This is a genomic window from Phytoactinopolyspora halotolerans, assembly GCF_010550675.1.
Classification (GTDB): Bacteria; Actinomycetota; Actinomycetes; order Jiangellales; family Jiangellaceae; genus Phytoactinopolyspora; species Phytoactinopolyspora halotolerans.
In genome coordinates this window covers 64,201-88,173 of the sequence record NZ_JAAGOA010000012.1, presented here as the reverse complement: position 1 = coordinate 88,173, position 23,973 = coordinate 64,201, and the positions used below count along the sequence as shown (strand labels likewise).

Below are 23,973 nucleotides of genomic sequence, written 5' to 3'. Positions count from 1 at the left end.
TTCATCGGTCACGGCGGCGGGACGTGACGGCCTGCCACGGCGCCAGGATCAGGAAGAGCAGCGGCACGAAGACCCAGAGCTGGGCGGCCGTGTAGTGGCGGAGTGCGGCCGGGATGTCGGCGCCGCGCAGTTCGCCGCGGAGCTTGTCGGCGTCGAACAGCGAGACGGCATGCAGCGCCAGCGGCACATAATTGAGGCAGACTCCCAGGATGTACAGCCCGAACAGTTGCCAGCCGGTGCTGTCGGTGCTGCGGAACACCCACCACCCGAGGGCACTGCCCGCGACGGCGCCGAGCACGAACTCGGCCAGAATGATCGAACGACGCAGGCGGGTACCTGCCGAGCCATGCATGTCGACCGCCGCCAGGCGTCGTATGTCGACCAGAGCCATGGTGGGCACAGTAGACGATCACGGTGGCGACGCACAGCGAGCGGGGTCAACAGGCAGGAGTGAGCGCGGATCCATACAGCTTGTCGACCGGCGAGTGGAACACGTCGGTGCCGGCATCACCGCCAGGTTTGAGCTGCACCGGCGTGCCGGTCTCGACCGGGCCGTTGCGGGAACCGTGCCCCGGCAGCTGCGCTTTCGTCATGCGATCGGTCAGTCAACGGTCCGCGTTCGTCGGCTGGGCGTTCAACAGGGACGCGATGATCTCCTTGGACTGCTGTAGCCGCTCGATCTCTTCCGAGGCGCGAGCGTACTGCCGTGTGAGCTGCTTCAGCATGGCCGGGCAGAGCGAGGGCGTGGGTCGCTCGCCGTCGTCGTGCACGCACTCGAGGAGCTCGCCGATGACGGCCGTCGGCAGCCCGGCCGCCAATAGATGGCGGATGTGCCGAACCGAGACGACGTCGGCGTCGGTATACATCCGGTAGCCGTTGGCGTCGCGCGCCGGGTGGAGAAGTCCCTGCTCCTCGTAGTACCGCAACAGTCGCTGGTTGACGCCCGTCTTGCGGGCCAACGCCCCGATCCGCATACCGCCTCCGTCTGGCTCCAGGGTTTGACCTTGCCATTGATGTGAACGTCTAGCGTCGCCATGCCATTGCATCGTGAACGAAGGAGCATCAGATGGCTGGAGCGATCATCGTCGGCGCGGGGCCGGGCATAGGGCGATCCGTCGCCGTCCGGTTCGCGCGGGAAGGCCTGCCGGTCGCCGTCGTCGCCCGCACCGATCGTACGGCGGGCGACGTCGCGGGCGCCGTGCACGAGATCGGCGTACCTGCGATCCCGTTGACCGCGGACGCCACGGACGAGACGGCGCTGCGTTCCGCATTGGACGCGGCGCGACAGAATCACGGCGACCCGGACGTCGTCGTCTATAACGCTGCTCTGATCCAGCCCGACGCCCTCGGCGATCTCACCGCGCGCGGTCACCTCGACGCGTGGGCGGTGAACGTCGTCGGCGCGATCACCACGGCGGCGCACGTCGTGCCGTCGATGGCGGAGCGCGGATCGGGGACCTTCATCGTGACCGGCGGAATGCCGGCGCCGAAACCGGAGTACGTGAGCCTCTCGCTGGGCAAGGCCGGACTCCGGACGTTGCTGGCCATGCTTGATGCCGCGTATGGGACGGCCGGCGTGCATGTCGCGACGGTGACCGTGGACGGTCCCGTCGCGCGAGGCACGACGCTCGACCCGGACACCATCGCCGAGCAGTACTGGCGGCTGCACACTCAACCCGCGCACGCGTGGCAGCACGAGGTCACGCTCGCGCCATAGCGCAGGCCCGGGTGCGCGTAGCCGTAGCTTCCGACGACGTTCAAGTTCCCGTCGCTTGGATGCCACGCGTGTCGGATTGGCTCAATGACCGAGTTGTCCATATGGCCGAGTTCTCCATATGGCCGAGTTGTCCATGTCCTTCACCGACCGAGGGCCGGTCCCTCCCCGTGGCCGGCCCTTCCAACCAGCGCGGCCGTGCGGTCGCGATCAGGGAGGGCGACGATGTCTGAGAACCTGCTCGACCGCCGACGGTTCCTCGTGCTCACCGGCGGCGTAGCCGCGTCGGCGCTGGGGGTGAACGCGCTCTGGCAGCAGTCCGCGACCGCCGACGAACTCGACCCCGCGCCGTTCACCCTCGGCGTCGCATCCGGCGACCCGGACCATTCCAGCGTGGTGCTCTGGACCCGGCTCGCGCCCGATCCGGCGAACGGTGGCGGGATGCCGGACCGGCCCGTCCAGGTCCGCTGGGAGATCGCGCTGGACGAGAATTTCCGGCACGTGATGCGCCGCGGCGAGGCTACCGCTCGGCCGGAGCTGGCGCACTCGGTGCACGCGATCGCCGACCGGCTCGCACCGGGCCGCTGGTACTGGTACCGGTTCGCGGTCGACGGCGAGTACAGCCGCGTGGGACGTACCCGCACCCTGCCCGCGCCCGGCGTCAGTCCGGACCGCCTGCGCTTCGCCTTCGCGTCCTGCCAGAACTGGGCGGGCGGTCCGTATCCGGCCTACCGGGACATGGCCGAGCACGACCTCGACCTGGTGATCCATCTGGGCGATTACATCTACGAGACGCAGGACGGCAGCCTGGACGAGTTCCGCCGGCTGCACGCGCTCTACAAGACCTCGCCGGACCTGCGCGAGGCGCACGCCCGCTTCCCCTTCGTCACCACCTGGGACGACCATGAGGTGCTGAACAACTGGCACCGCGAGGACGAGCGGTCACCCGACGGCCGGCCGTTCATCGACCGACGCGCCAACGGCTTCCAGGCGTACTACGAGCACCTGCCGATGCGCGCGATGCCGGACGGGCCGGACTATGCGATCTATCGCGGCTTCCGGTGGGGCAAGCTGGCCGAGTTCTCCGTACTGGACACCCGGCAGTATCGCGACGAGCAGGCCTGCGGCGACGGCATGAACAAGCCGCCGTGCGACGACGTGTACGACGAGGACCGCACCATGACCGGGCCGGAACAGGAACAGTGGCTCATCGAGCGGCTGCGCAAGTCCGGGGCACGGTGGAACGTGCTGGCGCAGCAGACCATCCTCGCCTCTTTCGACTACGACGTCGGGCCCGGGCTCGCGTACAACCTCGACCAATGGGACGGCTACCCGGCGGCCCGGCAACGGCTGCTGGACGCGATCATCGAGCACGAGCCGTCGAACCCGATCGTGATCTCCGGTGACTGGCACTCGCACTGGGTCAACGACATCCTGGCCAACTTCAGCGACCCGTCGTCGCCGGTGCTGGCGTCGGAGTTCGTGGGTACGTCGATCTCGTCCGGCATCGGCTGGGACAACGCGGTGCGACAGGGGCTGCCGGCCAACCCGCACGTGAAGTTCTACAACGGCAGCTACCGCGGGTACATCCACTGCGAGGTGACGCCGGAGCGCTGGCAGTCGACGCTGCGGATCGTCACCGACCCGCGCAGCGCGTCGTCGCCGGCATACACGATCGCCGCGTACGAGGTGCGCGATGGCGAACCGGGCGCGCGACGGCTCGACGAAGGCGACGGATTCACCGGCACCGTGGTGCGCGCCTCCGACGACGAGCCGCTGCGCAACGCCGAGGTCATGGTTCGGCGCCAGGACGGATCGGTGGCCCTGCGCGTGTGGACCGACGCGAACGGCGAGTACCTGTCCTTCCTGCCGCCAGGGGCATATCAGCTGGAGGCGCACGCCGTCGGATACGAGTCGCAGACGCAGAACGTCGTGGTGGAGGAGGGGACGCCGCCGCGCGGCGATTTCGCGCTGGCTCGCGTCGCCGGAGCTTACGCGGGAACCGGCCGGCGGGTTCCAGGCCCGAACACGGAGGGTGCCCCGGGCGACGTCGTGCTCGGCAACGAGCTGTTGGCGATGACGGTATCGAAGGTGACCAACGACGGGCAGCTGCCGAACGCGACGCCGGGGAAGCCGATCGACATGGCGGCGGCCGGGCATCTGGACCAGATCGACTGGTTCAACCTGCCCTACGTGGCGACGAGTGCGCCGTCCGGCACGGAGGGCTGGCAGCAGGGTTTGGTGAACTCGACGTCGGTCGAGGTGGAGACGGCCACCCCGGAGCGCGCCGTCGTCCGGGTGTCCGGCAGTGCTCTGTCCGTCCCGGACGTCACGGTGGTGACGACGTTCGCCGTCGAGCCCGGGCAGCCGTGGATCGTCGCGGAGTCGACGTTCACCAACACCGGTTCGGCGCCGGTGACCGTGTCGGCCGGCGACGTCATCGACCACGACGGGCCGGGCCAACGCAGCGGCGTGCCAGGCCACGGGACCATCACCACGCCGTACGGGAGCCCGGGTGAGTTCCCGCCGGACGACGCCTGGATCGGCATGACCGGCACGGACGGGCAGACCTACGCGCTGCTCTACGACGAGGCCGGCTTCACCGCGTACGGCACCGGCAACTGGATCCAGAGTCAGTACCAGGTGACGCTGGGAGCGGGGGAGTCGTGGACACTGCGGCGCCGGATGGCGGCCGTCGACAACGGCGGTGCCGCCGACCCGTGGGCGGTCCTCGCCGCCCTCTGACCGATGATCATCAACGGTGGGACCGGTCATGGTGCGACCAGCGGTTGATGATCATGGGGATGTGCAGGTCGGGCATGGCCGTCGGGTGCGGCGGAAGTACGCCAGCGCGGCGGCGGCCACCCCGATCCCCCATACCAGGTACGCGGGGACGGCGAACCAGAAGAACGCCTCGGGCAGGTCGAGGCCGCCCGACGGTGGAAACGGGTTCCGCCCGTTGAGCCGTGCCACGGTCATCTGGCCGAGCAGCAGACCGAAATAGATGACGAGTCCACCCGCGATGCCGGCTGCCGGGCCCAGAACCAGCCACCGAGGTACCCGCCGGCCGGCCAACCCGACGGCCCACCGCGGCCAGATCCGGCCCCACCGATGAACAAGCGCGAGCGGCAGCAGCGTGCCGGCAAGCACGAACCCGAACTCGAAGAGCAGCAGGGACATGCCGGTCGTCAGTGGCGACTCGTTCAGTCCGACGACGAGTTGCGCGACGAGTCGGACGAGGAAACCCAGTACGGCGACATAGGCCATGCCGAATGCCCACCGAGGTGTCCGCGGGAGCGCACGCATGGCCGCCCAGCTCCGTCCGCAGTCCCGGCATCGGGCGCCGGTGCGACCCTGCAGAGACCAGGTAGCCACGGCCAGCATCGCTCCGCCGCCGACGCACGTCACCCGGCTCAGCGCGCCCCGGGGATAGAACTCGACGCCGAGGCCGGGCAACACGCCGCCCACGATGTCCAGCAGCAGCATCGCCCCGGAGGCGACGAGGCCCAGGCTGGTGGTCCATCCCGCGGCGAGCAGCATGCGTCGTACCGGGCCGGTGATGCCCGAGCAGGCCCTACCCGCCCAGGCCAGGCCGCCGGCGGTGATGGCAGCCAGCCCGCAGAGGATGACCGCGCCCCAGCCGGTGAAGGCGACGAGGTCGTCTCCGATCGGCGACATCTCGCCGGGTTCTCCGGTGACCTGCCAATACACCCGCAGCGCACTGTAGCTGGTAGTCCAGATCAGAGCGCTCAGGGCCACTCGACCACCACGCCAGCCGGTTCCGCCGGTGACGGTGGTGGTGCCGCGCTCGGCGGGCGCACTGCGCATCATGGCCATGTCGCCATCGTGGCGCCGATGCGCGCGTGACGTGCGTGCCGAGCGTCGGAAGAGTTTTACTGCCAGAGCGACAAGAACTCTCCGACGCTTGGCGCGACGACGCGGGCGGGCTCCGACAAGGTCAGCATGTAAGGACAAAAGTATTTACAGACATCTACTGCTATGGCATGGTTCAGAAAGCGCTTACCAACCCCCGTGATCATCGACCGGCTCCCGCATCATGCCGGGTCTCACCGTTGATGATCACCGGGTCTCGCGACTGGAGGAAGAGGATGAAGACCAGGCGAAGGACGATGGACCGGCGGAGTTTCCTGCGAGGTTCGGCGGGTGTCTCCGCCGGGCTGGTCGCCGGTTCGTCGGCGGTGACCTTCGTGGCAGGTTCGCAGTCGGCGGCGGCCCCAGCCGTGCCGGCCGCGACCGGCGCCTTCGGCCAACCGCTCACGTCGGCTGTAGCGGGGAAGGCGTTCGTCGACGACTACCTCACCAACTCCACGGACAACCTCAGCAAGGAGACGAACGCGGCCGTCCGGATCCTGTCCGGGATGGAGGAGCTGTGGAAGACCGGCGGCTCCTGGGACGACGGCGTGGTCCTCGACCGGGATCAGCTGCGCGAGAACATCCGTTTCGTCATCGACACGACGGCCGAGCGCACCGACGCCGAGGCCAAACAGTCCTTCATCGATGACCGGCAGCACCAGAGCTACAGCGCCACCGGAGGGCTGGGGCCGCTGACGGATGTGTACCGGACGGGCGCCAAGGCCGTCACCAGCATCACGGCCGCGCCGGACGGCACCCCGCCAGAGAAGGTCAGTGACGGCGTGCCGGACGACGCGCCCGAGGGCTCGGCCACGGGTGCGGGTTCGCCAGACTCCGAGCTGGGCCTCGTCGTCGAGCTGGTGAACACCATCCGTGGACCGCACGCGTCGAGCAACCCGAGCAAGTACACCTTCCAGTATCCGCGTCCATGGCGGATGACCCTGGACAGCGAGGTTGTCGAGACCGATGGCATCCCCGTCATGGGTTTCCCGGTCTACGACTGCGACGTGGCGGTGGCGCCGCAGCTGCTGCGGCAGCGCAGCGACACGCCAGAACGGGACGGCGGCTACCCCAGCGGGCACACGAACGCCGCCTACCTCGCCGCACTGGCCCTGGCTTACGCCATCCCGGAGCGGTTCCAGGAGCTGCTGACGCGGGCGTCGGACGTCGGCCACAGTAGGATCGAGAGCGGTATGCACTCGCCGGTCGACGTGATCGGCGGTCGCGTCCTTGCGACCGCGCTGGCGGCGGCCGTGCTGTACGACCCGCAGTACGCCGAGCTGAAGGCGGCCGCCCGACGTCAGGCCGCGGAGTATTTCCAGGCACAGACCGGAGCGACGGCGGACACGCTGCACGCGCACGCGCACTCGGCCGGGATCGACACCGATCGCCACGCCGACTACGAGGCCAACCGGGCGACGTTCACCGAACGTCTCACGTACGTCCTGCAGCGGCAGGGCCGCGATACCGAGCTGGCGGTGCCCAAGGGTGCGGAGGTGCTGCTGGAGACGCGGTTGCCGTACCTCGACGCCGAGCAACGACGGGCGGTGCTGCAGACCACGGCGCTCCCGGCGGGTTATCCGATCCTGGACGGCCCGGAGGGGTGGGGCAGGCTGAACCTCTTCGCCGCCGCCGACGGGTACGGCGCCCTCCGCGACGATGTGACCGTCGAGATGAACGCCGCCGACGGCGGGTTCAGCGCCGCGGACACGTGGCGCAACGACATCGACGGCCCTGGTGGTCTGGTCAAACGAGGAACCGGGACGCTGACCCTGACCGGCGACAACGGCTTCACTGGTGGCACGGAGGTGCATGACGGCACGCTGGTGGCCGGGTCGCCCACCGCGTTGGGCAGGGGCGGCGTCCACGTCGCGGGCGGCACCCTGCGCATCGCCCCGGACGCCGGCCGGGCGGAGGTGCGCGGTGCGTACACGCAGGCGTCGGGGACCGTGCTCGAGGTGACCCTGAGCGACGCCGGTGAGCCGGTGCTGGACGTGCTGCGGCCGGTGACGTTGGAGGAGGGCAGTGTTCTGGATGTCCACCTGGACCTGGCGCATCCACCGGCCGCGGGCGTGGCCGTGCCGGTGATCCGCGGGCGCCGGGTGCGTGGGAAGTTCCAGACCGTCAACCTCGATGTCGAGGTGGAGGGCTATGAGGCCGTTGCCGAGTACTCGGCGAACGGCGTCTCGGTCCGCCTGGAGCCCACCCCATGATCATCGAGGATCTGCGGGACCATCACACCGCCGATCCTCGATGATCATGAGGGAGAGGTGGGGCGTCGGGTGCGACGGTACTCGCCGGGGGTCTGGCCGTAGCGGTTCCGGAAGGCCAGGTGGAAGCCGACGCCGGAGCGGTAGCCGACCCGCTCGGCGATCCGCTCATGCGGCTGCGTCGTCTCGATGAGCAGCCGCGCGGCCTCCTGGAGCCGGCGGGCGGCCAGGTGTTCCATCGGGGTCTGCCCGACGAGCCGCCGGAAGGTCGCGGCGAAGCTCGAGCGCGACAGTCCGGCTTCGGCGGCCAGCTTCTCCAGTGTCCACGGCTCGTTGAACCGGGTTTGGACGGCGAGCAGTGCCGGGCTGACGGCCGGATGGTTGAGCGCACGCCACACCGGCTCGTCGTCGGCGAGTGTGCTCAGGGCCGTCCGTAACGCCAGCACGAACGCCAGCTCGAAGGCCCGCAGCGCGACGAGCTGGGCGCCCGGCTCGTCGTCGGTCCAATTGTCGGCGAGCCGGGCCATGGTGTCGCCGAGCAGCGGTTGCCCCTTCAGCGCATCCGCGTCGAGCACGAACACGGTCGGCAGCGCCCGATAGAGCGGGGCCACCGCCGCGACGTCATAGTGCAGTCCGCCGCAGAGCATGGTGGTGACCGGACCCGGCCCGTCGAGCTGGACACTACGGGCGTCTCCTGGTGGCCGGTCCGGAAGAAGGCTGACCAGGGGTACGGTGCTCCGGCCGGGGCGGTCACCCAGCCGGTGCGCCGTGCCGTGCGGGAAGACCGCAAGATCGCCCGGCTCGAGTTCGATCGGCTCGGCGGCGCCGGGCATCTCGACGATGCATCTGCCCTCGTGCACGTAGTGGATGAGGGCGCAATCCTCGCCTTCGCCGGCGATGCCCCATGGCGCGCGCATCGACCAGCGGCTGTGGAAGACGCCGTGCAGGCGCAGCGGCGCGAGTAGCTCGCTGAGCAGGTCGCTGTCTCCGGATGCCATGAACCTCGCCCGTCGCGTCCCGATCATCCCACACCTCTGGACGATCGATGAAGAATCGAGGACTCCACTTTATCGATAGGAACACCAGCGGCGACCAGACTGGGTTCCGATCGAGACACCGCCCGATGAACGGAGCCCTCTGAAATGCCATCCATGGACCAGCAACTCTTTCTTATCATCGGCGCGTCCGGCGCGCAGGGCGGTGCGGTCGCCCGCGGTTTGCTCCGCGCCGGGCACCGCGTCCGCGGCCTGACCCGCGGGAGATCCGAACGGGGCACCGCCGCGCTACCGGACGGCGTGCAGCCGGCCGTGGGAGACCTGGCCGATGCGGATCAGCTCATGGTCGCCTTCGAGGGCGTGACCCACGTGTCGGTGACGCTTCCGATGGTCTTCGACGCCGACGTCGTCGCATCGTATGTCGACAACATCGCCGAGGCGGCGGCCGCGGCGGGCGTACAGCGCATGGTGTTCAATACCGGAACCGGCGTGCCGGACACGGCGACCGACGTGCCCGCGTTCGAGACGCGACGCGCCGCTGCCGCAGCGCTGCAGGCCTCGGGCGTCGCCACCGTCGTCCTCGCTCCGCTGGTCTACCTGGAGAACCTCGCCGCGCCGTGGGTGGCCGGGCCTGTCGTGCGCGAGGGCGTGCTGCGTTACCCACTGCCGGCCGGCCTGCCGGTGGCGTGGCTCAGCCACGACGATCTGGCAGCGGCGACCGTCGCCGCGCTCACCTCGGACGGCGTCGAGGGCGGCACGGTGCGCGTGGGCGGCCCGGATGTGGTGACCGGCGCCGAGCTGGCGGACGAGATCGGCGCCGTGCTGGGGCGTGACGTGACGTACGTCGAACAGGACGTCGACGAGTTCGAGCGCGGCCTCGCCTACGCGGTCGGTGCCGACGCCGCTGCGGGTGTCGCGTCGACGTACCGCTGGCTCGCCACCGACGATGGTGCCCGCTCGTGCGGCGATTGGCGAGGCGACGCGTGCTCAGCCCTGGTCGGGAAACACGCCGGCATCACGCTGACGCCGCTGCACGACTGGGTTCGCGCCCGGCCGTGGCACGGGTGGGCGGAGGTGACGGTATGACGGTCATGACGGACGAGCAGGCCGTCCAGGACGAGGTCGTCCGGCTGCACCGGATCATCCAACGGTGGCTCTCCGGGCGCGCCACGCCGGACGATCCGGATTTCGACGCGTTCTGTGCCGCCCAGGGTGCCGGGTTCACGCTCGTCATGCCTGAGGGACGGACGCTGCACCGCGAAGACGTGCTGGAGATGGTTCGTGCGGCGCACGGCGTCGAGCCGGCGATCGAGATCCGGATCCACGATGTGACTGTCGTCGCCGCCGACGCGGATGTGGTGGTGGCCACGTACCGCGAGGAGCACCGTGGCACGGCTGCCGAGCATATCGAGCGCCTCGCCACCGCCGTGTTCACGCGTGACGGCGACACCCCACACGGGTTGCGCTGGAGGCACTTGCACGAGACCTGGGCTACCGTTCCATGATCATCGAGGATCGAAGGCGTGATGGTCCCGCATTTCCTCGATGATCATGGCCGGCCACGGACTTCGCCGAGGATGCGCTCGAACGTGGCCCGGGTCGGCAGATGCGACAGCAGATGACTGACACTGCGGTCGGCGTGCCGCCGGTCCTCGTCCTCGCGGGAGGTCAGGGCCCACTCGATCTGCTCGTACACGTAGTTGCCGAGCCCGATCACGGTGCCCCGGAACATCCCCATGTCCAGCGCCGGGAGCGATCCCGCCGTCGAGCGGTAGCCGTCGGTCAGAGCCCGGACGGCGGAGCTGTTGACGCCGCCGTCCGGGTCGACCGCCCAGTGCCACAGCGCGTCGCCGAGTTCCCAACTCGGCGGTTGGCCGCCGGCCTGCTCCCAGCCGACGACGATGAGAGTGCCGTCGCCGGCCAACCGCGCGTTGCCCGGAGTGAAGTTGTTGTGGCACAGCACAGGGTCGGGCGGCGCCACGTCGTGGGCGACCGTCTCTAGATCGGTGAGGGTGGGGACGGCCTCGACCAGCGCGGGCGCCCATGGTGCGGCGGTGGCCTGTGTCGTGGCCGCCACGTCGGGCCACCGCACGCCGGTCAGGCGGGCGGCATGCCACGGGCTGATCCGGTCGACCGGCAGCGCCAGCCGGTGGATGGTACCCAGGATCCGGCCCGCAGCGCGGGCCGTTTCGGCGCCGACTGGCGCGGTCAGCGGCGGTTCCGAGTGCAGCCACCGGTAGACCCGCCAGCTGTGCCCCTCGATCGACTCGACGATGGCGCCGGATGCGCTCCGCACCGGGATCGGAAGCCGGATACCGTGGTCGGCGGCGGCCAGCTGCAGTGCGACGTCGGTCTCGGCGTCGACGATCGGAATCCAGGTGTCCATCGTCCGCGCCACCCAGCGGCCGCGCCGGGTCTCGAGTGACCACAACCGGCCGACGTTGTCCCAGCCCATCGACCGCATCGGCCACATAGGCTCTCCTAGGCCGAACCCTTCGGCGACCGACCTCGTCAATGCGCTGTCCGCGATGTCGGCCTGGCCTCGAAGGCGGTCGACCTCGGCCTTCAGATCCGTCCATGTGCGGAAGCCGTACTGCCTGGCGAGCGACGCCTGCGCATCGGCAAGCGATACGTCGGGGTGCGAATCTCTGAGACCGGCCAGGAGGTCCTTGGCTTGGCGCCGCAGATGGTCGAGGTTCGGGTTGTCGGGGAGCGTCTTCATCGGAGCACCTCGCTCGTCGCCCGGACTCGCACGGGCGCAACAGAGCGTGGTATCCGTCGCTCGACTACCGTAACCGAGGGGATGGCTTCAAGCCTTCCGGCGAGTCTCGGCGCGTTCCCCAAGCGCTGAAGAGCACGCTAGCCGATGGTCGCCGGTGCCTGTCAAGGAAATCTGATTTCTCGCCATCGATGTGAAACCTCGTGGTGCACTCGGAGCGTCAATGCGGTTGAGGACAGCAGGGGAGGCGAGTTGGCGCGCAATGTGGAGGGCTTCAGGGACTTCGCTGCCGCCCGCGGTGGTTCATTGTTCCGCACCGCGTGGTGGTTGACCGGCGATTGGCATCTGGCCGAGGACCTGGTGCAGGAGACTTTGGGCAAGGTGTACCGGCGGTGGCGAGGCCCGGACGGGATAGACAATCCCGCCGGCTACGCCCGGACCGTGTTGGTGCGGACGTACGTGTCGCATCGGCGACGGCGCAGCTCGTCGGAGGTGCCGACGGGCGAGCTCCCGGATCGATCGGTCCACGATGACGATGCTGCACTGCGGCTGGCGCTCCTCGAGGCGTTGGCCCGCCTGAGTGCGAAGGATCGGGCGGTTCTGGTGTTGCGCTACTGGGAAGATCGCAGTCTCGAAGAGACCGCCACCGAGCTCGGTATGTCGACCGGAGCCGTCAAGTCACGCAGCTTCCATGCGCTGAAGCGTCTGCGTGTCGTGCTCGGCGACGGCGTGGAAGACCTGTCGGTTCTCGATTGATGTGCACGGGGAGAGAGGACAAGGCATGCAGGACATCGACGAACGGCTCGTGCACGCGATGCGGCGGGTGGCCGTGCCGGAGACACCGCCGGTGGACGATCTGGTCTCCGGCGGTATCGCTCGCGGTGAGCGGATGCGTCGCCGGCGTGTATGGGCCGTGGCCGGCGGCGGACTGGTGACGGCGTTGGCGACAGCCGTCGCGCTCGTCGCCGTGCCGGAAGTCATGGGCCGCCCCGAGGTCGCTCCGGGCGCCGACGACGTCTCCGTCGATCTCAGAGATGAATCATCCGGCGAGGACACGGGTGATGATTCGTTGGACGAGGCAGTGATTGTCGAGGTGGTGCTCGACTTGCTTCCCGCCGGAGACGTGTCGGAGGTGCGCAGCGGTGTGGGCTCGGAAGGGCAGGTGTGGTTCGAGTTCGTCTACGACGACGGAGCGGGTGCAAGCGTGATCCAAGGCAGCGTGAGTGCCGGGGAATCGGAGGCGTTCAGTTGTCCGGTCATCGTCAACGGCGGCGAGTGCGAGATGGACGTTCTTGCGGACGGGACCAAGCTGATGCGGATGGCCGGGCCGTACTATCCGCAAGCGGACCGGGAGCCGGAGCGACTGCTCTGGAGCGTGCACGTGTCCAGGCCGGACGGCCTGCGGATCAATCTGGGCGAGATGAACGCGCCGACGGAGAAGGGTTCGGACATTTCGCGCCCCGAGCCGCCGCTCACGCTCGACCAGTTGACGGCCATCGTCACGAGCGATCGATGGCGGCAGCCGTGAATGCGCGGCGGAGCGACGCTCACAGGAGCCGCTTGAACACGCGGGTCGCGATCGCCTCCAGGTCGCGCCAGTCGTCGCTGAGCGGACGCTCGTCCCGGGGGTGGTCCGGGTTGGTGTCCAGCACGACGTAGTCGGCGCCCAGTTCCACCAGGGTCTCGACGTCGGCGACGATCTGGTCGGGCGAGCCCGAGCCGGGCCGGCGCTCGTCGTCGGGGATGGGCCGTTCGCTCACGTGCGCACGCATGCGTGGACTCAACGCCGGCACGGGACGGCCGAACGACTCGGCGGCTTCCCGTAGCGACGGCAGCCCCACGTCGCGGATCCAGTCCAGCTCGGCGTTGTTCGGATGCCAGGCGTCGCCGAACCGCGCGGCGCGACGGAGCGCGCCCGGGCTGGTGCCGCCGACCCATATCGGCGGGCGTCGGGAGCCGACCAGTCCAGGGCCGGTGTGCACGTCGTCGTAGTGCACGAACTCGCCGTCCAGAGACACGCGATCCTGGCTCCACGCGGCGCTGATGGCCGCCAGGTACTCGTCGGTCATCCGGCCGCGTCGCCGGAACGGCAGGCCGAGCGCGGCGAACTCCTGCTCGGACCAGCCGGCTCCGACGCCGAGGATGAGGCGCCCGTCGCTGAGCCGGTCGATGCTGGCGGCAAGCCGCGCGGTCAGTAGCGGATGCCGGTACGGGGCGATCAGCACCGACGTGCCGAGCTCGAGCCGTTCGGTGATCCCCGCGAACCAGGACAGGGCCGTCAGCGGGTCGTAGAACGGCGACGGATAGAGCTCGTTCACCTCCGGCGTCGGCGCGACGTGGTCCGAGACGACACCGAGCGTGAAACCGGAGTCTTCGGCGAACCGCGTCCACGCACGCAGGTTGTCGGGGGTGGCGGTAGGTCCGTAGTTGCGGATGTTCAGGCCTAACTTGATCATGTGAGGCTCCGTGCGGCGAGATAACGACGGAACGGTTCGTCGGCTCCCGGCGTGGGGACGTAGGCGATCTGCTCCGGTGCGAGGGTGCGGAGTGCGGCCTGCATGCCGCTCATCAGCTCGGCGTTGTCGCCCGGGGCCGGGTAGTGCAGATCCGGGATGATCTCCTTCCCCGCGGCATAGACGATCCGCTCGATGCCGGCCGACGCGGCGACGGCATGGCAGACGGCGCAGGGTTCGCAGCTCGAGACGATGATCGCCCCGGTGAGATGGAGGACGCCGAGCGCGCGGCATGCGTGCCGCACCGCGGCGACCTCTGCATGGGCGGTCGGGTCGTGATCTTTCAGCGCGGTGTTGACGCCGGTGGCGAGGACAGCGCCGGCACGCACGACAAGCGCGCCGAAGGGCAGCTGACCGGCGTCACCGTTGTCGTTCGCCAGCTGCACGGCGCGGGCCAGCAGCGTCGCATCGTTCGGGTGGGTATCTGCGCGGTCCATGTCATGAACGGTAGACCTTGACATTGGTGTCAAGTTCAATCGTGCCGCGGAATGGAGCAGCGTCGCCGACAACCCTGCGGTACCGTCCTTGCATGATTCGCCGTGCGCGGGGTGACGAGCTGGAGATCCTGCAAGAGGTGGAGCGGGCTGCGGGTGCACCCTTCCGCGAGGTCGGTATGGACCTGATCGCCGACGACGATCCGCCGTCGATCTCCGAACTGGCCGAATTCCAGCGTGCCGGCCGTGCCTGGGTGCACGTCGACGACCGTGACCGGCCGGTCGCGTACCTGCTGGCCGACGTCGTCGACGGGTGCGCGCACATCGAACAGGTCTCGGTCCGCCCGGACCACGCGCGGCAGGGACGTGGCCGCGAGCTGATCGACGCGGTCGACGACTGGGCGCGGGGACGTGGCCTGCGTGGGCTGACGCTGACCACCTATGCCGACGTCCCGTGGAACGCGCCGTACTACCAGCGCCTCGGCTTCCGGATCCTGGCCGACGACGAGCTGGCCGAGGGGTTGCGCACCATCCGCAAAGACGAGGCTGTCAGGGGCCTGGACATGTGGCCGCGCGTCGCCATGTTCCGCGAGCTGCCCTGACCGGCTCGCAACAGATCGAGTGGCGAATCTGTCGACATCGGCTAGGCCATGGCCTCGTCAATGTCGAGAGACGTGGGCGCGGTCACGGGATTCATCGGTGGTGACGTGCCAGTACAGGGACGTGTCTGGTCCGGGAGCAGCAGCGGGCCGATTCCGGCTCTCCGCACCAGAGCTCGGAGTCGCCGCTCAATGACCGCACTTGCGTGGGATGCCGCTGCCGAGCACCGGGCGGGAGCTCCATGAGTGTGACCCACGCCGCTCCTTGGTCGTCGGCAGCTTGGGTTGAAGCCGTCAAGCTCACTATGGTGAGTATGAGCGCACCATAGTGAGCTCATGAGGTCGTGTATCTCGTGATCGATGAGCCACGAGAGATCCATGTTCTGCCCGTTCAATGGCTTGGTTGATGCCCGTCTGCGTGCGCCGACGCGCTCAACCTACTTTCGCGTGGCCAGGTGGGCCGCAAGCCGGCCGATGAGGTCGTACGGGATCGGCTTGTCGAGGGGAAACTTCGCCGTTCCCTTCCCCGCCACGTAGGGTGCGAGCTCTCGCTGGAACGCCTCGTCACCGGCCGGGAGCGGGTAGACGCTGATGTGGTGTGTCCACGCCGCGAAGTGCACCACATTCCTGCCGTTCAGCGTGAAGGTCGGAATCTGATAGCTGATCTTCTCGGCGGCGTCGGGCAACGCTGTGCGGATGGTCGATCGGACCTCGCGGAGGACGTCCTGAACGTCGTCCGGAAACGAGCCGATGTACTCGTCGATGGTCGAGCTGCTCATCATCTCTCCTCTCCTCACTCGTGTAGACCGTACGCGGCGGACTGATTCATCGTGCGCGCCGGACTCACTCTCGCGGGGGAGCGGGTTCACCCGCCGTCGTGATCCGCCGGGCGGTGGCGAAGGCGGATGCTGAGTTCGCCGGCCATCGCAAGCCGGCCCACTGAACGGAGCAGCCATGACCGTCGCCACGAGCCCGTCGGCCCACGACATCCGCGGCCACATCGATCGGATCCGCGCTCGGGACATCCTGGTCATGTCCCGGCCACGGTTCTGGCTAGCCTCGGCGGTGGCGGTGCATGTGGGTTTCGTCCTCGCGACGCGCCGGGTCCTGCCCCGCGGGGACGAGTTCCTCACGATGGCCCACGTGGCGCTGGTCGCCGGGCCGCTGCTCTGGTTGGCCGTGCTGGCCTTCAACGACGCGCACGACCTGGACAGCGACCGGCTCAATCCGCGCAAGGCACGCTCCCCGCTGGTGCAGGGGCGGCTCATGCCCCGTCAGGCAACGCGGATCGGGCTAGCGGCAAGCCTGCTGGCGGTCCTGGTCGCCGTGCCCCTCGGGGCGTTGTTCGCCTCCGGGGTCGCCGCGACCCTGCTACTGGCATGGGCCTACAGCGCGCCGCCGCTGCGGCTGAAGGCGCGAGCCGGTGCTGACGTCCTGGTGAACGCGGCGGCCGTGGGTGTCGTCGGACCGCTGGGTGGCTGGGTCGCGATGCGCGGGTCCACGGACGGGTTTCCGTGGCCGATCGCCGTGATCGGGCTGTTGGCCGCGGCCGCCCTCTACCTCCCGACGACGATCGCCGACCGGGACGCGGACGCCGCCGTGGGCATCCGCACCACCGCGGTCGTTCTGGGCAGTCGGGTCACGTTAGAACTCGGATTCGCTCTATGGCTGGCCAGCGCCGTCCTCGCCTTGGCGTGCGCGGTGGCCGACGTGGTCGTCAGCCCGTCGCTCGTGCCGCTGCACCTGGTGATCATGCCGATCCTGCTGGTGCTGTATCGGCGCCTGCTGACCGGTCGGCCGTCGTTCGCCGCGATCACCGTGGTGGCCGGTGCTTACCTGGTGCCGTGCGCCGCGTTCGTCATCACATACGTGGACTCGATCTGAGCGCGGCCAGCTGCGGTTCGACCAGATCGCGGTAGGTGGCGCAGGAGTCGAGCAGCTGGTCGTGCGTGCCATCGCCGACGACGCGCCCCCGGTCCAGAACGACGATCCGCTCCGCGCCGAGCAGCGTCGACAGCCGGTGCGCGATCACGACGGTGGTGCGTTCGGACGTGTCGGCGGCGAGCGCGTCCCGGACGCCGCGCTCGTTGGCGACGTCCAGCTGGCTGACCGTTTCGTCCAGCACCAGGGCGCGGGTCCCGCTCAGGATCGCCCGGGCCAGCGCCAGCCGCTGGCGTTCCCCGCCGGAGAGGGTGGCTCCGCGTTCCCCGACCACCGTGTCGAGTCCGGCCGGCAACGAACGCACGAGCGAGTCGATCTGCGCGGTCTCCAGCGCGCGCCAGAGCGTCTCGTCCTCCGGCGGGGTCTCGTCCGTCAGCGCGAGCAGCAGATTCGACCGGATCGTGTCATGGAAGAGGAACACGTCCTGCGGGACGAGGCCGACGGCCGCCGCCATCGACTCGGCGCTCAGCTCGCGCAGGTCGACGTCGGCGGCGAGCACCGCTCCGTCGTCGGGATCGGCCAGCCGGGCCAGCAGGGCGGCGAACGTCGACTTGCCGGCGCCGGAGCGGCCGGCGATGGCGACGTTCTCGCCCGCATCGATACGGAGGTCGATCTCCTGCAGAGTGGGGGCGTCAGGCCCCGGACCGGCGTGGGTGTCCGCCTGAGCCGCATCCTGCGCATCGTCCCGCATCGCATTCGCGGCGCGCGGCCAGGTGAAGCTGACCCGCTCCGCGGCCAGCCCGACGGTGTCGCCGTCCGGCACCGTGCCGGTACCGCTGCGGTCCACCGGGGTCGGCGCGTACAGCAGCGCCGCGATGCGCTCGGCGGCCTGCCGGGTGGTGCCGGAGTGCCGGCTGACGCCGATGAGCTGAAGCAGCGCTGACGGGGCGTAGCCGGCCAGCGTCATCGCCGGCGCCAGCAGCTCCGGGGCGAGCGATCCGTCGCCCACCTTCCACCCGCCGACGGCTCCGGCGACGACCACGCCGAGGGTGGCGACGACGCCGGCCACGCCGGTCTCCAGCCCGGCCCGCCGGGTGTTGGCCACCTGCAGCCGGCCGAGCTTCTCGTCCAGGTGACGAATCCGCTCCTCACGCCGCGCGGTGAGCCCGTAGCCGACGATCTCGCGTACCGCGCCGACGTTCTCGGTGACCTCGGCGCCGAGCTCGGCCAGCGTCTCCCGGATGGCTTGGCCGTGCCGGATCGCGGCGCGCCGCAGCAGCAGCGGCGCGACGCAGGCGAGCACCAGCACGGGCGCGACGGCGACGGCTACGGCCGGGTCGATGACGGCCAGCCCGGCGAGCAGCACCGGCGTCGTGACGACGGAGGACGCGATGTAGATCGAGGTGTGCGCGTAGAAGATCTCCAGCGCCTCGGAGTCGGTGAGGGTTGTGGTGGCGACGTCGCCGGCACGCCTGCGGGCCAGCCCGGCGGGGGCGATACGCGCGAGCGAGGCGAAGATCCAGCCGCGTACCCGGGCCATCATCTGGAAGCTCACCGCATGGCTGAGCCAGGCCTCCAGCCAGACGGCGATGGTACGCACGACGACGCATCCGGCCACCAGCACAGCGGGCAGCCAGAGGTCGTCGGCCGGTGCGCCCAGGATGGCCCGGGAGACCGCCCAGGCGCCCAGCGCCGCGGCGGCGGCACCCGCGACGGCGCTGACCAGATTGAGCAGAACGCAGACGGCGAACAACGGTTGCGACGGGCCGAGGGCGACGCGCAACCCGTCGAAGCTGAGCAGGGGCGTGCCGGTCGCAGGCGGGTTCGACGCTCCGGTGGCGGATGGGTTCGATACGCCGGTGGCGGGTGGGTGGGATACGCCGGTCGCGGGTGGGTGGCTCATCGCACGGCTCCCGCGGTCTGCAGTGACGCCCGTTGAATCTGCAGCATCCGGGCCCATGCGCCGCCCATGCGGGCCAGCTCGGCGGGCGGGCCCGCCTCGACGACGCGGCCCGCGTCGAGCACCACGATCAGGTCGGAACGGGCGACGGTGGACAGGCGGTGCGCGACGACGATGGTGGTGCGGGCGTCCGCGCCAGGTCCGTGCAGGGCTTCGGTGACCAGCGCCTCGTTCTCCGCGTCGAGCGCCGACGTCGCCTCGTCGAGTACGAGCACCGGTGCGCGCGCGACCAGCGCGCGGGCCAGCGCGACGCGTTGACGTTGCCCGCCGGAGAGTGTGCCGCCGCGTTCGCCGACGGGCGTGTCGAGGCCGTTCGGCAGCGAGTCCGCGAGCTCGTCCACCCGGGCGGCCCGGACGGCCGCCATGATCTGCGCGTCGTCGGCGTCCGGCGCGGCGAGCCGGATGTTGTCCCAGACGCTGCCGTCGAGCAGGACCACGTCCTGCGCCACCAGGGCGGTGGTCCGGCGCAGTTGGTTCAGCGGCAGATCGCGGAGGTCGTGCCCGTCGATGGCGACGGTTCCGGAGTCGGGGTCCAGATCGCGCAGGAGCAGCTGGACGAGCGTGGACTTGCCGGCTCCGGACGGTCCCACGACGGCGACGGTGCTTCCGGCGGGGATCTGGAGGCTGACCTCTCGCAGTGCGGGCTGCGTGGCGCCCGGATAGCGGTAGGTCACGTCGTCGACGCTCAGGGCCGGGGGAGTGCGCAGGCTCGCCGGGGCGGCGTCCGGCCGCTCGGCGACGACCGGCGGGGTGTCCAGGAGCTGCGCGATGCCGCGCGCGGCCGAGAGTCCGTAGAACCCTTCATGCCAGTAGGTCTGCAGGTCCTGCAACGGTCGGAAGCACTCCGCCGCCAGGAACAATACCAGCAGGACGTCGGACGGCCGCAGGCTGCCCTGCGCGGCGTGCACCGCGGCCAGCACGGTGGCGCCCGCGGTGCCCGCGCTCATCGCGGTGGCGGTCACGATGTACACGCCGAGCGACGCGCGCAGGTTGGCCGAGGTCGCCGCGCGCAGCTGTTCGGCCTGCTCGGCCAGGCGCTGCCCGGCCCGCCTGGTGGCGCCGAGCGAGATCAGCGTGACGATCCCGGCGAGCGTGTCGGCGATGCGGGCGGCGTAGGACTCGAAGGCCTTCCAATGGACGTCGGCACGCTCGCCGAGCAGTCGCTTCCACAGCCGCTGGGCGATCGGCACGCTCAGCACGCCGACGGCCACCAGCACGGCGACGGCGACGTCGCGGGTGGCCAGGATCCCGACGAGCGTGGCCGGCACTACCAGCGACACCACCACCTGGGGCAGGTAGAAGCCGACGTAGGCCTGCAGGTGTTCGACGCCGTCTACCAAGGTGGCCTGGACGCCGCCGCTGCGCGTTCGGCGCGCGTGCGCGGGACCGAGCGCGAACAGGTGCCGGACCAGCCGCGCACGCACCCGGTGCTTGACGTCGATCGCCGCCCGGACCGCACACTGGTCCCGCCACCACAGCAGCCCGGCGCGGGTGAGCGTCAGCGCGGCGGCGACGGCCAGGGGTGCCAGCGCGTCGCCGAGCTCCCGTCCGGCATCGGAGCCGGCCGCCGACGCCGACAGGACCCTGGCCACCACCTCGGCGAGCGCGAAGGCGGTCCCGACCGCCGCGGCCGATGCCGCGAGCCCGAGGAGCACGGTGAGGGCCAGGTGACCGCGAGCCGAGGTGACGAATCGGAGCACGGTGCGGTTGATCAGCATGAGTCTCTTTCTCAGTCGCGGACCTGCAGCATAGCAGTACTAATGAGAACGACTATCATCGTACGGTATGCTGTGGCGGCAACATGCCGGGGCCACCCGGTGTGCCCGAACTCGACAGAGGAGAGTCAGTGCCCGGCCGATCTCGCACAGCCATCCCGGTGGCGGCTGCCACCGTGTTCACGCTCGCTCTCGCCGCCTGCGGGCAGGACGCCGACAATGAGGCGGAAGTCGCCGGTTCCGATGCTCCGGATGCGAGCGACGGCGGTACGGGTGCGGTCGAAGCCGAGGATTGGACCGGAAAGACTGTCACCCTGGAGCAGCCCGCCGAGCGGGTGGTGTGCCTCGACGGCACCTGCATCGACGCGCTTGCCGAGCTCGGGGTCGAGCCGGTCGCGTCGTTGCAGATCGACCAGGTGCAGCATCCCTACTTCTTCGGTCCGGACGCCGCCACTCAGGCGCTCGACGGGACGTTCTTCGAACCCAGCATCGAGGGCATCGTCGCTGCCGAGCCGGACCTGGTGGTCGGTTCCGCCGCCGTACACGGCGAGCTGCAGGATGCCCTGGGAGACATCCCGTTCTTCGGCGTGGAGCTGAGCGATGACGGCGACGCCGAGGACAACCTGCAGCGCTTGGCCGTCCTCACCGACCGGCAAGACGAAGCCGAGACCGCTGTCGAGCGCTACCGGAGCACGCTGGCCGACTACCAGCCCGGCGCGCGGGCGACCTCGGTGCTGTCGATGTACGGGGGCGCCACCAACGACATCGGCATCGACGCGCTCGACTCCGGCATCGGTCGGCTGCTGGCGCGATACACCGATTACCCGTGGCCGGCCGCGCAGGAAGGCGAGAGCGGATTTCTGGAGATCGGCCTGGAAGACATCGTCGCCGTCGACCCGGAGCACATCTTCGTCCTCGATTTCGCCTTCGACCCGGACGCGCCCGCGCTGGTGGAGCAGCTGGAGGACGAGCCGATCTGGGGCACGCTGCAGGCGGTGCGGAACGGCACCGTGCACGTGGTCGACAACGCCTGGTGGGGAACGACGTCGGGAACCCGCGGTGAGCAGCTCTACCTCGACGTAGTCATGCCCACCGTCTACCCGGACGAGTTCCCGGAGCCGCTCGGTATCGCCGCGCCTTGAGTACTCCCAGGACACCGAACGCGCCTAGCACGCCGAATACGGCCGGCACGCCGCATACGGCCGGCACGCCGAATACAGTCGGCACGGTCGCCGGCCGGCAGTCCGGCGCGCGCCCCGGCCGGGTGAGCCGCCGGGTGGGGTGGTTGGCCGCGGCGTGCCTCCTGCTGCTGGTCAGCGGAGCCGCCTTGGGGCTGCTGGTCGGAAACCCACGTCTTGACCTCACCGGCGTGGTGGAGGCCTGGCGGGCACCGGCGGACGATCCCGTGCACGTCGTCGTGGTCGACCTACGCACGCCGCGCATCGTGCTCGCTCTCCTCGCCGGGGCGAGTCTCGGGGTCGCCGGCGCGCTGCTGCAGGACTCGCTGCGCAATCCGCTGGCCGCGCCGGAGCTGCTGGGCGTCAGCGGCGGATGCGCGCTGGTGGTCGCCTCGGTGGCCGTGCTCGGGCTGCCGATCGGCAGGGGCATCCTGCCGGTGGCGGCCACACTCGGCGGGCTGGGGATCGGGCTCGGTGTGATCCTGGTCGGGCGACGCCGTTCCGACCCGGCGGTGCTGGTGCTCACCGGTCTGGCCTGTTCCACGTTCCTGACCGGCTGCGTGGTGGCGGTGCTCACCCTCGGGGCGCCCAGCGACGTCGGCCTGTTCTATCAGTATCTGCTCGGTAGCCTGGCCAACCGGTCGTGGGACGAGGTGCGCACCATCCTCCCGTGGGCCGCGGTCTGCCTTCCGCTGGGCATCGCGCTCAGCCGTCGCCTGAACGTTCTCCGCCTGGGCGACGACGTCGCCGCGTCGCTGGGTGTCGACGTGCTGGCCACGCGGCGGCTGGTCCTGGTCGCCGCGTGCGGCCTCACCGCGGCGGTGGTGGCGGTCAGCGGGCCCATCGGCTTCGTCGCGTTGATCGCGCCTCACATCGTGCGCCGCGCCACCCGCACCACCAATGCCTGGGTGGTGACGATCGCCTCGGCCGCCGTCGGCGGTGTGCTGCTCCTCGTCGCCGATCAGCTGGGCCGGACCTTCACGCATCCGCGCGAGGTGGCGGCCGGGGTCTGGACCGTGCTGTTCGGCGCACCGGTACTGTTCGTGCTTCTGCGGTCGCGGACACGGCGAGGCGAACCGTGAGGGCGACCCGTCCCCGCCCACCGGAACCCGCGTCGATGCGCGCGGACCTGCCGAACGAGCGCCACGCCTCCGACCTGCCGTGGGGCGCCCGGCGGTATGGCACGGTGCTGCTGGCCGGCGGGATCCTCGTCGGCGCGCTGATGGTGGTCTCGCTCGGCGTCGGGCACGTGGCCATCTCTCCGGCCGACGTGCTGGCCGCGCTGCGCGGTGAACCCGCCGTCGAGTATCACGACCACATCGTGCTCGGGCTGCGGCTGCCGCGGGTGCTCATCGCCGCCGTCGCGGGATGCATGCTCGGGCTGGCCGGCGCACTGCTGCAGGCAGCCACCCGCAACGACCTGGCGGAGCCGTCGCTGCTCGGCGTCTCCGGGGGTGCGGTGCTGGCCATCGTCGCGGTGCTGACCATGACCGGGTGGGACACGCTGCCCGGTCTGTGGAGCGGAGCGATCGCGCTCGCCGGCGCGTTCGCGGCGGGCGGGCTGGCGTATGTGCTCAGCTGGTCGCGGCGGGTCGGAGCGGTCCGGCTCGTGCTGGACGGCGTACTCGTCTCGGCGGTGTTGTCCAGCCTGGTGTCGGTGCTCCTGCTGCTGGACGGCTCGCTGTTCTCGGCGGTGCTGCGCTGGGTGGTGGGCACGCTCAACGGGCGGGTCTGGCAGGACTGGGCGGTGCTGTGGCCGTGGGCGCTGGTAGCGGTGCCGGCCGGGCTACTGATGAGCCGGCAGGCTGCCGCGCTGTGGCTGGGCGACGACGTCGCCGCCGCCACCGGGCTGCGGGTCGGACGAGCGCGGCTGGCCGTCCTGGCCACCGCCACCGTGCTGACCGCCGGAGCCGTCGCCGCCGTCGGCGCGGTCGGGTTCGTCGGGTTGTTGTCGTCGCACATCGCCCGGCTGCTGGTCGGCTCGCATCCACGCCGGGTGTTGCCGCTGGCGTGCGTCGTCGGGGCCGGTCTTCTGGTCAGCGCCGACCTGTTGGCCGAGCTGCTCACGGCGCTCTGGCCGGAGGACGGGGTGCAGAACCGGCCGTCGCTGCCTGCCGGAGCGGTGACCGCGATGCTCGGCGGGCCGGTGCTGGTGGCGTTGCTGGCCCGGCGACGAACGTGA

23 protein-coding genes are annotated in these 23,973 nt (G+C 70.3%); 12 read left to right on the top strand and 11 right to left on the bottom strand.

The window, feature by feature from the left end:
• Position 1: 1 nt before the first annotated feature.
• The 3 genes from G1H10_RS17405 to G1H10_RS17395 are packed head-to-tail and all read right to left on the bottom strand — an operon-like array spanning position 2 to position 974.
• Positions 2 to 391 (bottom strand): hypothetical protein, encoded by a 390-nt coding sequence (locus G1H10_RS17405; protein ID WP_163740090.1) that lies wholly within the window; start codon positions 389 to 391, stop codon positions 2 to 4.
• A gap of 46 nt (positions 392 to 437) precedes the next feature.
• Entirely contained in the window at positions 438 to 593 is a 156-nt protein-coding gene (locus tag G1H10_RS17400; RefSeq protein WP_163740088.1) for a hypothetical protein, read from the bottom strand.
• A gap of 12 nt (positions 594 to 605) precedes the next feature.
• Positions 606 to 974, bottom strand: a complete 369-nt coding sequence (locus tag G1H10_RS17395) for a MerR family transcriptional regulator (RefSeq protein ID WP_163740087.1) — start codon at positions 972 to 974, stop codon at positions 606 to 608.
• Between the two features lie 92 nt (positions 975 to 1,066).
• Between G1H10_RS17395 and G1H10_RS17390 the strand changes: the two genes are divergently transcribed.
• Positions 1,067 to 1,717, top strand: coding sequence for an SDR family NAD(P)-dependent oxidoreductase (locus G1H10_RS17390; RefSeq protein ID WP_163740084.1), 651 nt, complete (start codon positions 1,067 to 1,069; stop codon positions 1,715 to 1,717).
• Between the two features lie 222 nt (positions 1,718 to 1,939).
• Positions 1,940 to 4,459: an alkaline phosphatase D family protein gene (locus G1H10_RS17385; RefSeq protein WP_163740082.1), complete on the top strand. Its 2,520-nt coding sequence runs from the start codon at positions 1,940 to 1,942 to the stop codon at positions 4,457 to 4,459.
• A 51-nt stretch (positions 4,460 to 4,510) separates the two neighbouring features.
• Here G1H10_RS17385 and G1H10_RS17380 read toward each other — a convergent pair whose 3' ends face one another.
• Entirely contained in the window at positions 4,511 to 5,551 is a 1,041-nt protein-coding gene (locus tag G1H10_RS17380) for a hypothetical protein (RefSeq protein WP_163740080.1), read from the bottom strand.
• A gap of 272 nt (positions 5,552 to 5,823) precedes the next feature.
• On the opposite strand from G1H10_RS17380, the gene G1H10_RS34025 reads away from it, so the two are divergent.
• A complete protein-coding gene (locus tag G1H10_RS34025) occupies positions 5,824 to 7,800 on the top strand; it encodes a phosphatase PAP2 family protein (RefSeq protein ID WP_281354290.1) in 1,977 nt (658 codons plus the stop codon).
• 44 nt (positions 7,801 to 7,844) lie between these two features.
• Here G1H10_RS34025 and G1H10_RS17370 read toward each other — a convergent pair whose 3' ends face one another.
• Complete coding sequence (locus G1H10_RS17370) at positions 7,845 to 8,822, bottom strand: AraC family transcriptional regulator (RefSeq protein WP_216853377.1); 978 nt, start codon at positions 8,820 to 8,822, stop codon at positions 7,845 to 7,847.
• 126 nt (positions 8,823 to 8,948) lie between these two features.
• Between G1H10_RS17370 and G1H10_RS17365 the strand changes: the two genes are divergently transcribed.
• Positions 8,949 to 9,878 carry an SDR family oxidoreductase gene (locus tag G1H10_RS17365; RefSeq protein ID WP_216853376.1) on the top strand — a complete coding sequence of 310 codons (930 nt, stop codon included), beginning with the start codon at positions 8,949 to 8,951 and terminating at the stop codon, positions 9,876 to 9,878.
• A complete protein-coding gene (locus tag G1H10_RS17360; protein ID WP_163740076.1) occupies positions 9,875 to 10,297 on the top strand; it encodes a DUF4440 domain-containing protein in 423 nt (140 codons plus the stop codon). Before G1H10_RS17365 ends, G1H10_RS17360 begins: the two co-directional genes overlap by 4 nt.
• A 44-nt stretch (positions 10,298 to 10,341) precedes the next feature.
• Here G1H10_RS17360 and G1H10_RS17355 read toward each other — a convergent pair whose 3' ends face one another.
• A complete protein-coding gene (locus G1H10_RS17355; RefSeq protein ID WP_163740074.1) occupies positions 10,342 to 11,514 on the bottom strand; it encodes a phosphotransferase enzyme family protein in 1,173 nt (390 codons plus the stop codon).
• A 249-nt stretch (positions 11,515 to 11,763) separates the two neighbouring features.
• On the opposite strand from G1H10_RS17355, the gene G1H10_RS17350 reads away from it, so the two are divergent.
• Both G1H10_RS17350 and G1H10_RS17345 read left to right on the top strand, forming a co-directional pair.
• Positions 11,764 to 12,267, top strand: coding sequence for a SigE family RNA polymerase sigma factor (locus G1H10_RS17350; RefSeq protein ID WP_216853375.1), 504 nt, complete (start codon positions 11,764 to 11,766; stop codon positions 12,265 to 12,267).
• A gap of 25 nt (positions 12,268 to 12,292) precedes the next feature.
• On the top strand, positions 12,293 to 13,039 hold the full coding sequence (locus G1H10_RS17345; protein ID WP_163740070.1) for a hypothetical protein: 747 nt from the start codon (positions 12,293 to 12,295) through the stop codon (positions 13,037 to 13,039).
• Between the two features lie 19 nt (positions 13,040 to 13,058).
• Here G1H10_RS17345 and G1H10_RS17340 read toward each other — a convergent pair whose 3' ends face one another.
• Both G1H10_RS17340 and G1H10_RS17335 read right to left on the bottom strand, forming a co-directional pair.
• The gene (locus G1H10_RS17340; protein ID WP_174264451.1) at positions 13,059 to 13,967 is read right to left on the bottom strand and encodes a TIGR03619 family F420-dependent LLM class oxidoreductase; all 909 of its coding nucleotides are present in this window, start codon (positions 13,965 to 13,967) and stop codon (positions 13,059 to 13,061) included.
• Entirely contained in the window at positions 13,964 to 14,461 is a 498-nt protein-coding gene (locus G1H10_RS17335) for a nucleoside deaminase (protein ID WP_163740069.1), read from the bottom strand. Before G1H10_RS17335 ends, G1H10_RS17340 begins: the two co-directional genes overlap by 4 nt.
• A gap of 92 nt (positions 14,462 to 14,553) precedes the next feature.
• Between G1H10_RS17335 and G1H10_RS17330 the strand changes: the two genes are divergently transcribed.
• Positions 14,554 to 15,060 carry a GNAT family N-acetyltransferase gene (locus tag G1H10_RS17330; protein WP_163740066.1) on the top strand — a complete coding sequence of 169 codons (507 nt, stop codon included), beginning with the start codon at positions 14,554 to 14,556 and terminating at the stop codon, positions 15,058 to 15,060.
• 434 nt (positions 15,061 to 15,494) lie between these two features.
• On the opposite strand, the gene G1H10_RS17325 is transcribed toward G1H10_RS17330, so the two are convergent.
• Positions 15,495 to 15,836 (bottom strand): iron chaperone, encoded by a 342-nt coding sequence (locus G1H10_RS17325; RefSeq protein ID WP_216853374.1) that lies wholly within the window; start codon positions 15,834 to 15,836, stop codon positions 15,495 to 15,497.
• A 175-nt stretch (positions 15,837 to 16,011) separates the two neighbouring features.
• Between G1H10_RS17325 and G1H10_RS17320 the strand changes: the two genes are divergently transcribed.
• Positions 16,012 to 16,941, top strand: coding sequence for a UbiA family prenyltransferase (locus G1H10_RS17320; RefSeq protein ID WP_163740063.1), 930 nt, complete (start codon positions 16,012 to 16,014; stop codon positions 16,939 to 16,941).
• On the opposite strand, the gene G1H10_RS17315 is transcribed toward G1H10_RS17320, so the two are convergent.
• Together G1H10_RS17315 and G1H10_RS17310 are read right to left on the bottom strand one after the other, a co-directional pair.
• Positions 16,919 to 18,841, bottom strand: a complete 1,923-nt coding sequence (locus G1H10_RS17315) for an ABC transporter ATP-binding protein (protein WP_163740061.1) — start codon at positions 18,839 to 18,841, stop codon at positions 16,919 to 16,921. The genes G1H10_RS17320 and G1H10_RS17315 overlap by 23 nt on opposite strands.
• The gene (locus G1H10_RS17310; RefSeq protein WP_163740060.1) at positions 18,838 to 20,616 is read right to left on the bottom strand and encodes an ABC transporter ATP-binding protein/permease; all 1,779 of its coding nucleotides are present in this window, start codon (positions 20,614 to 20,616) and stop codon (positions 18,838 to 18,840) included. Before G1H10_RS17310 ends, G1H10_RS17315 begins: the two co-directional genes overlap by 4 nt.
• 128 nt (positions 20,617 to 20,744) lie before the next feature.
• Here G1H10_RS17310 and G1H10_RS17305 point away from each other — a divergent pair, with 128 nt between their 5' ends.
• From G1H10_RS17305 to G1H10_RS17295, 3 genes are read left to right on the top strand one after another with little or no spacing between them, the layout of a single operon-like run.
• Positions 20,745 to 21,755, top strand: coding sequence for an ABC transporter substrate-binding protein (locus G1H10_RS17305; RefSeq protein WP_163740058.1), 1,011 nt, complete (start codon positions 20,745 to 20,747; stop codon positions 21,753 to 21,755).
• Positions 21,752 to 22,873, top strand: a complete 1,122-nt coding sequence (locus G1H10_RS17300; protein ID WP_163740056.1) for a FecCD family ABC transporter permease — start codon at positions 21,752 to 21,754, stop codon at positions 22,871 to 22,873. The genes G1H10_RS17305 and G1H10_RS17300 overlap by 4 nt, the downstream gene beginning before the upstream one ends.
• Complete coding sequence (locus G1H10_RS17295) at positions 22,870 to 23,973, top strand: FecCD family ABC transporter permease (protein ID WP_163740054.1); 1,104 nt, start codon at positions 22,870 to 22,872, stop codon at positions 23,971 to 23,973. Before G1H10_RS17300 ends, G1H10_RS17295 begins: the two co-directional genes overlap by 4 nt.

What these genes read in the sequence shown, in the direction of transcription:
- G1H10_RS17370 (WP_216853377.1), bottom strand. Translation starts at nt 8,822, where the DNA reads ATGATCGGGACGCGACGGGCGAGGTTCATGGCATCCGGAGACAGCGAC.
- G1H10_RS17405 (WP_163740090.1), bottom strand. Translation starts at nt 391, where the DNA reads ATGGCTCTGGTCGACATACGACGCCTGGCGGCGGTCGACATGCATGGC.
- G1H10_RS17365 (WP_216853376.1), top strand. Translation starts at nt 8,949, where the DNA reads ATGGACCAGCAACTCTTTCTTATCATCGGCGCGTCCGGCGCGCAGGGC.
- G1H10_RS17385 (WP_163740082.1), top strand. Translation starts at nt 1,940, where the DNA reads ATGTCTGAGAACCTGCTCGACCGCCGACGGTTCCTCGTGCTCACCGGC.
- G1H10_RS17395 (WP_163740087.1), bottom strand. Translation starts at nt 974, where the DNA reads ATGCGGATCGGGGCGTTGGCCCGCAAGACGGGCGTCAACCAGCGACTG.
- G1H10_RS17400 (WP_163740088.1), bottom strand. Translation starts at nt 593, where the DNA reads ATGACGAAAGCGCAGCTGCCGGGGCACGGTTCCCGCAACGGCCCGGTC.
- G1H10_RS17335 (WP_163740069.1), bottom strand. Translation starts at nt 14,461, where the DNA reads ATGGACCGCGCAGATACCCACCCGAACGATGCGACGCTGCTGGCCCGC.
- G1H10_RS17380 (WP_163740080.1), bottom strand. Translation starts at nt 5,551, where the DNA reads ATGGCCATGATGCGCAGTGCGCCCGCCGAGCGCGGCACCACCACCGTC.
- G1H10_RS34025 (WP_281354290.1), top strand. Translation starts at nt 5,824, where the DNA reads ATGAAGACCAGGCGAAGGACGATGGACCGGCGGAGTTTCCTGCGAGGT.
- G1H10_RS17390 (WP_163740084.1), top strand. Translation starts at nt 1,067, where the DNA reads ATGGCTGGAGCGATCATCGTCGGCGCGGGGCCGGGCATAGGGCGATCC.
- G1H10_RS17315 (WP_163740061.1), bottom strand. Translation starts at nt 18,841, where the DNA reads ATGAGCCACCCACCCGCGACCGGCGTATCCCACCCACCCGCCACCGGC.
- G1H10_RS17310 (WP_163740060.1), bottom strand. Translation starts at nt 20,616, where the DNA reads ATGCTGATCAACCGCACCGTGCTCCGATTCGTCACCTCGGCTCGCGGT.
- G1H10_RS17355 (WP_163740074.1), bottom strand. Translation starts at nt 11,514, where the DNA reads ATGAAGACGCTCCCCGACAACCCGAACCTCGACCATCTGCGGCGCCAA.
- G1H10_RS17360 (WP_163740076.1), top strand. Translation starts at nt 9,875, where the DNA reads ATGACGGTCATGACGGACGAGCAGGCCGTCCAGGACGAGGTCGTCCGG.
- G1H10_RS17330 (WP_163740066.1), top strand. Translation starts at nt 14,554, where the DNA reads ATGATTCGCCGTGCGCGGGGTGACGAGCTGGAGATCCTGCAAGAGGTG.
- G1H10_RS17325 (WP_216853374.1), bottom strand. Translation starts at nt 15,836, where the DNA reads ATGAGCAGCTCGACCATCGACGAGTACATCGGCTCGTTTCCGGACGAC.
- G1H10_RS17340 (WP_174264451.1), bottom strand. Translation starts at nt 13,967, where the DNA reads ATGATCAAGTTAGGCCTGAACATCCGCAACTACGGACCTACCGCCACC.
- G1H10_RS17345 (WP_163740070.1), top strand. Translation starts at nt 12,293, where the DNA reads ATGCAGGACATCGACGAACGGCTCGTGCACGCGATGCGGCGGGTGGCC.
- G1H10_RS17320 (WP_163740063.1), top strand. Translation starts at nt 16,012, where the DNA reads ATGACCGTCGCCACGAGCCCGTCGGCCCACGACATCCGCGGCCACATC.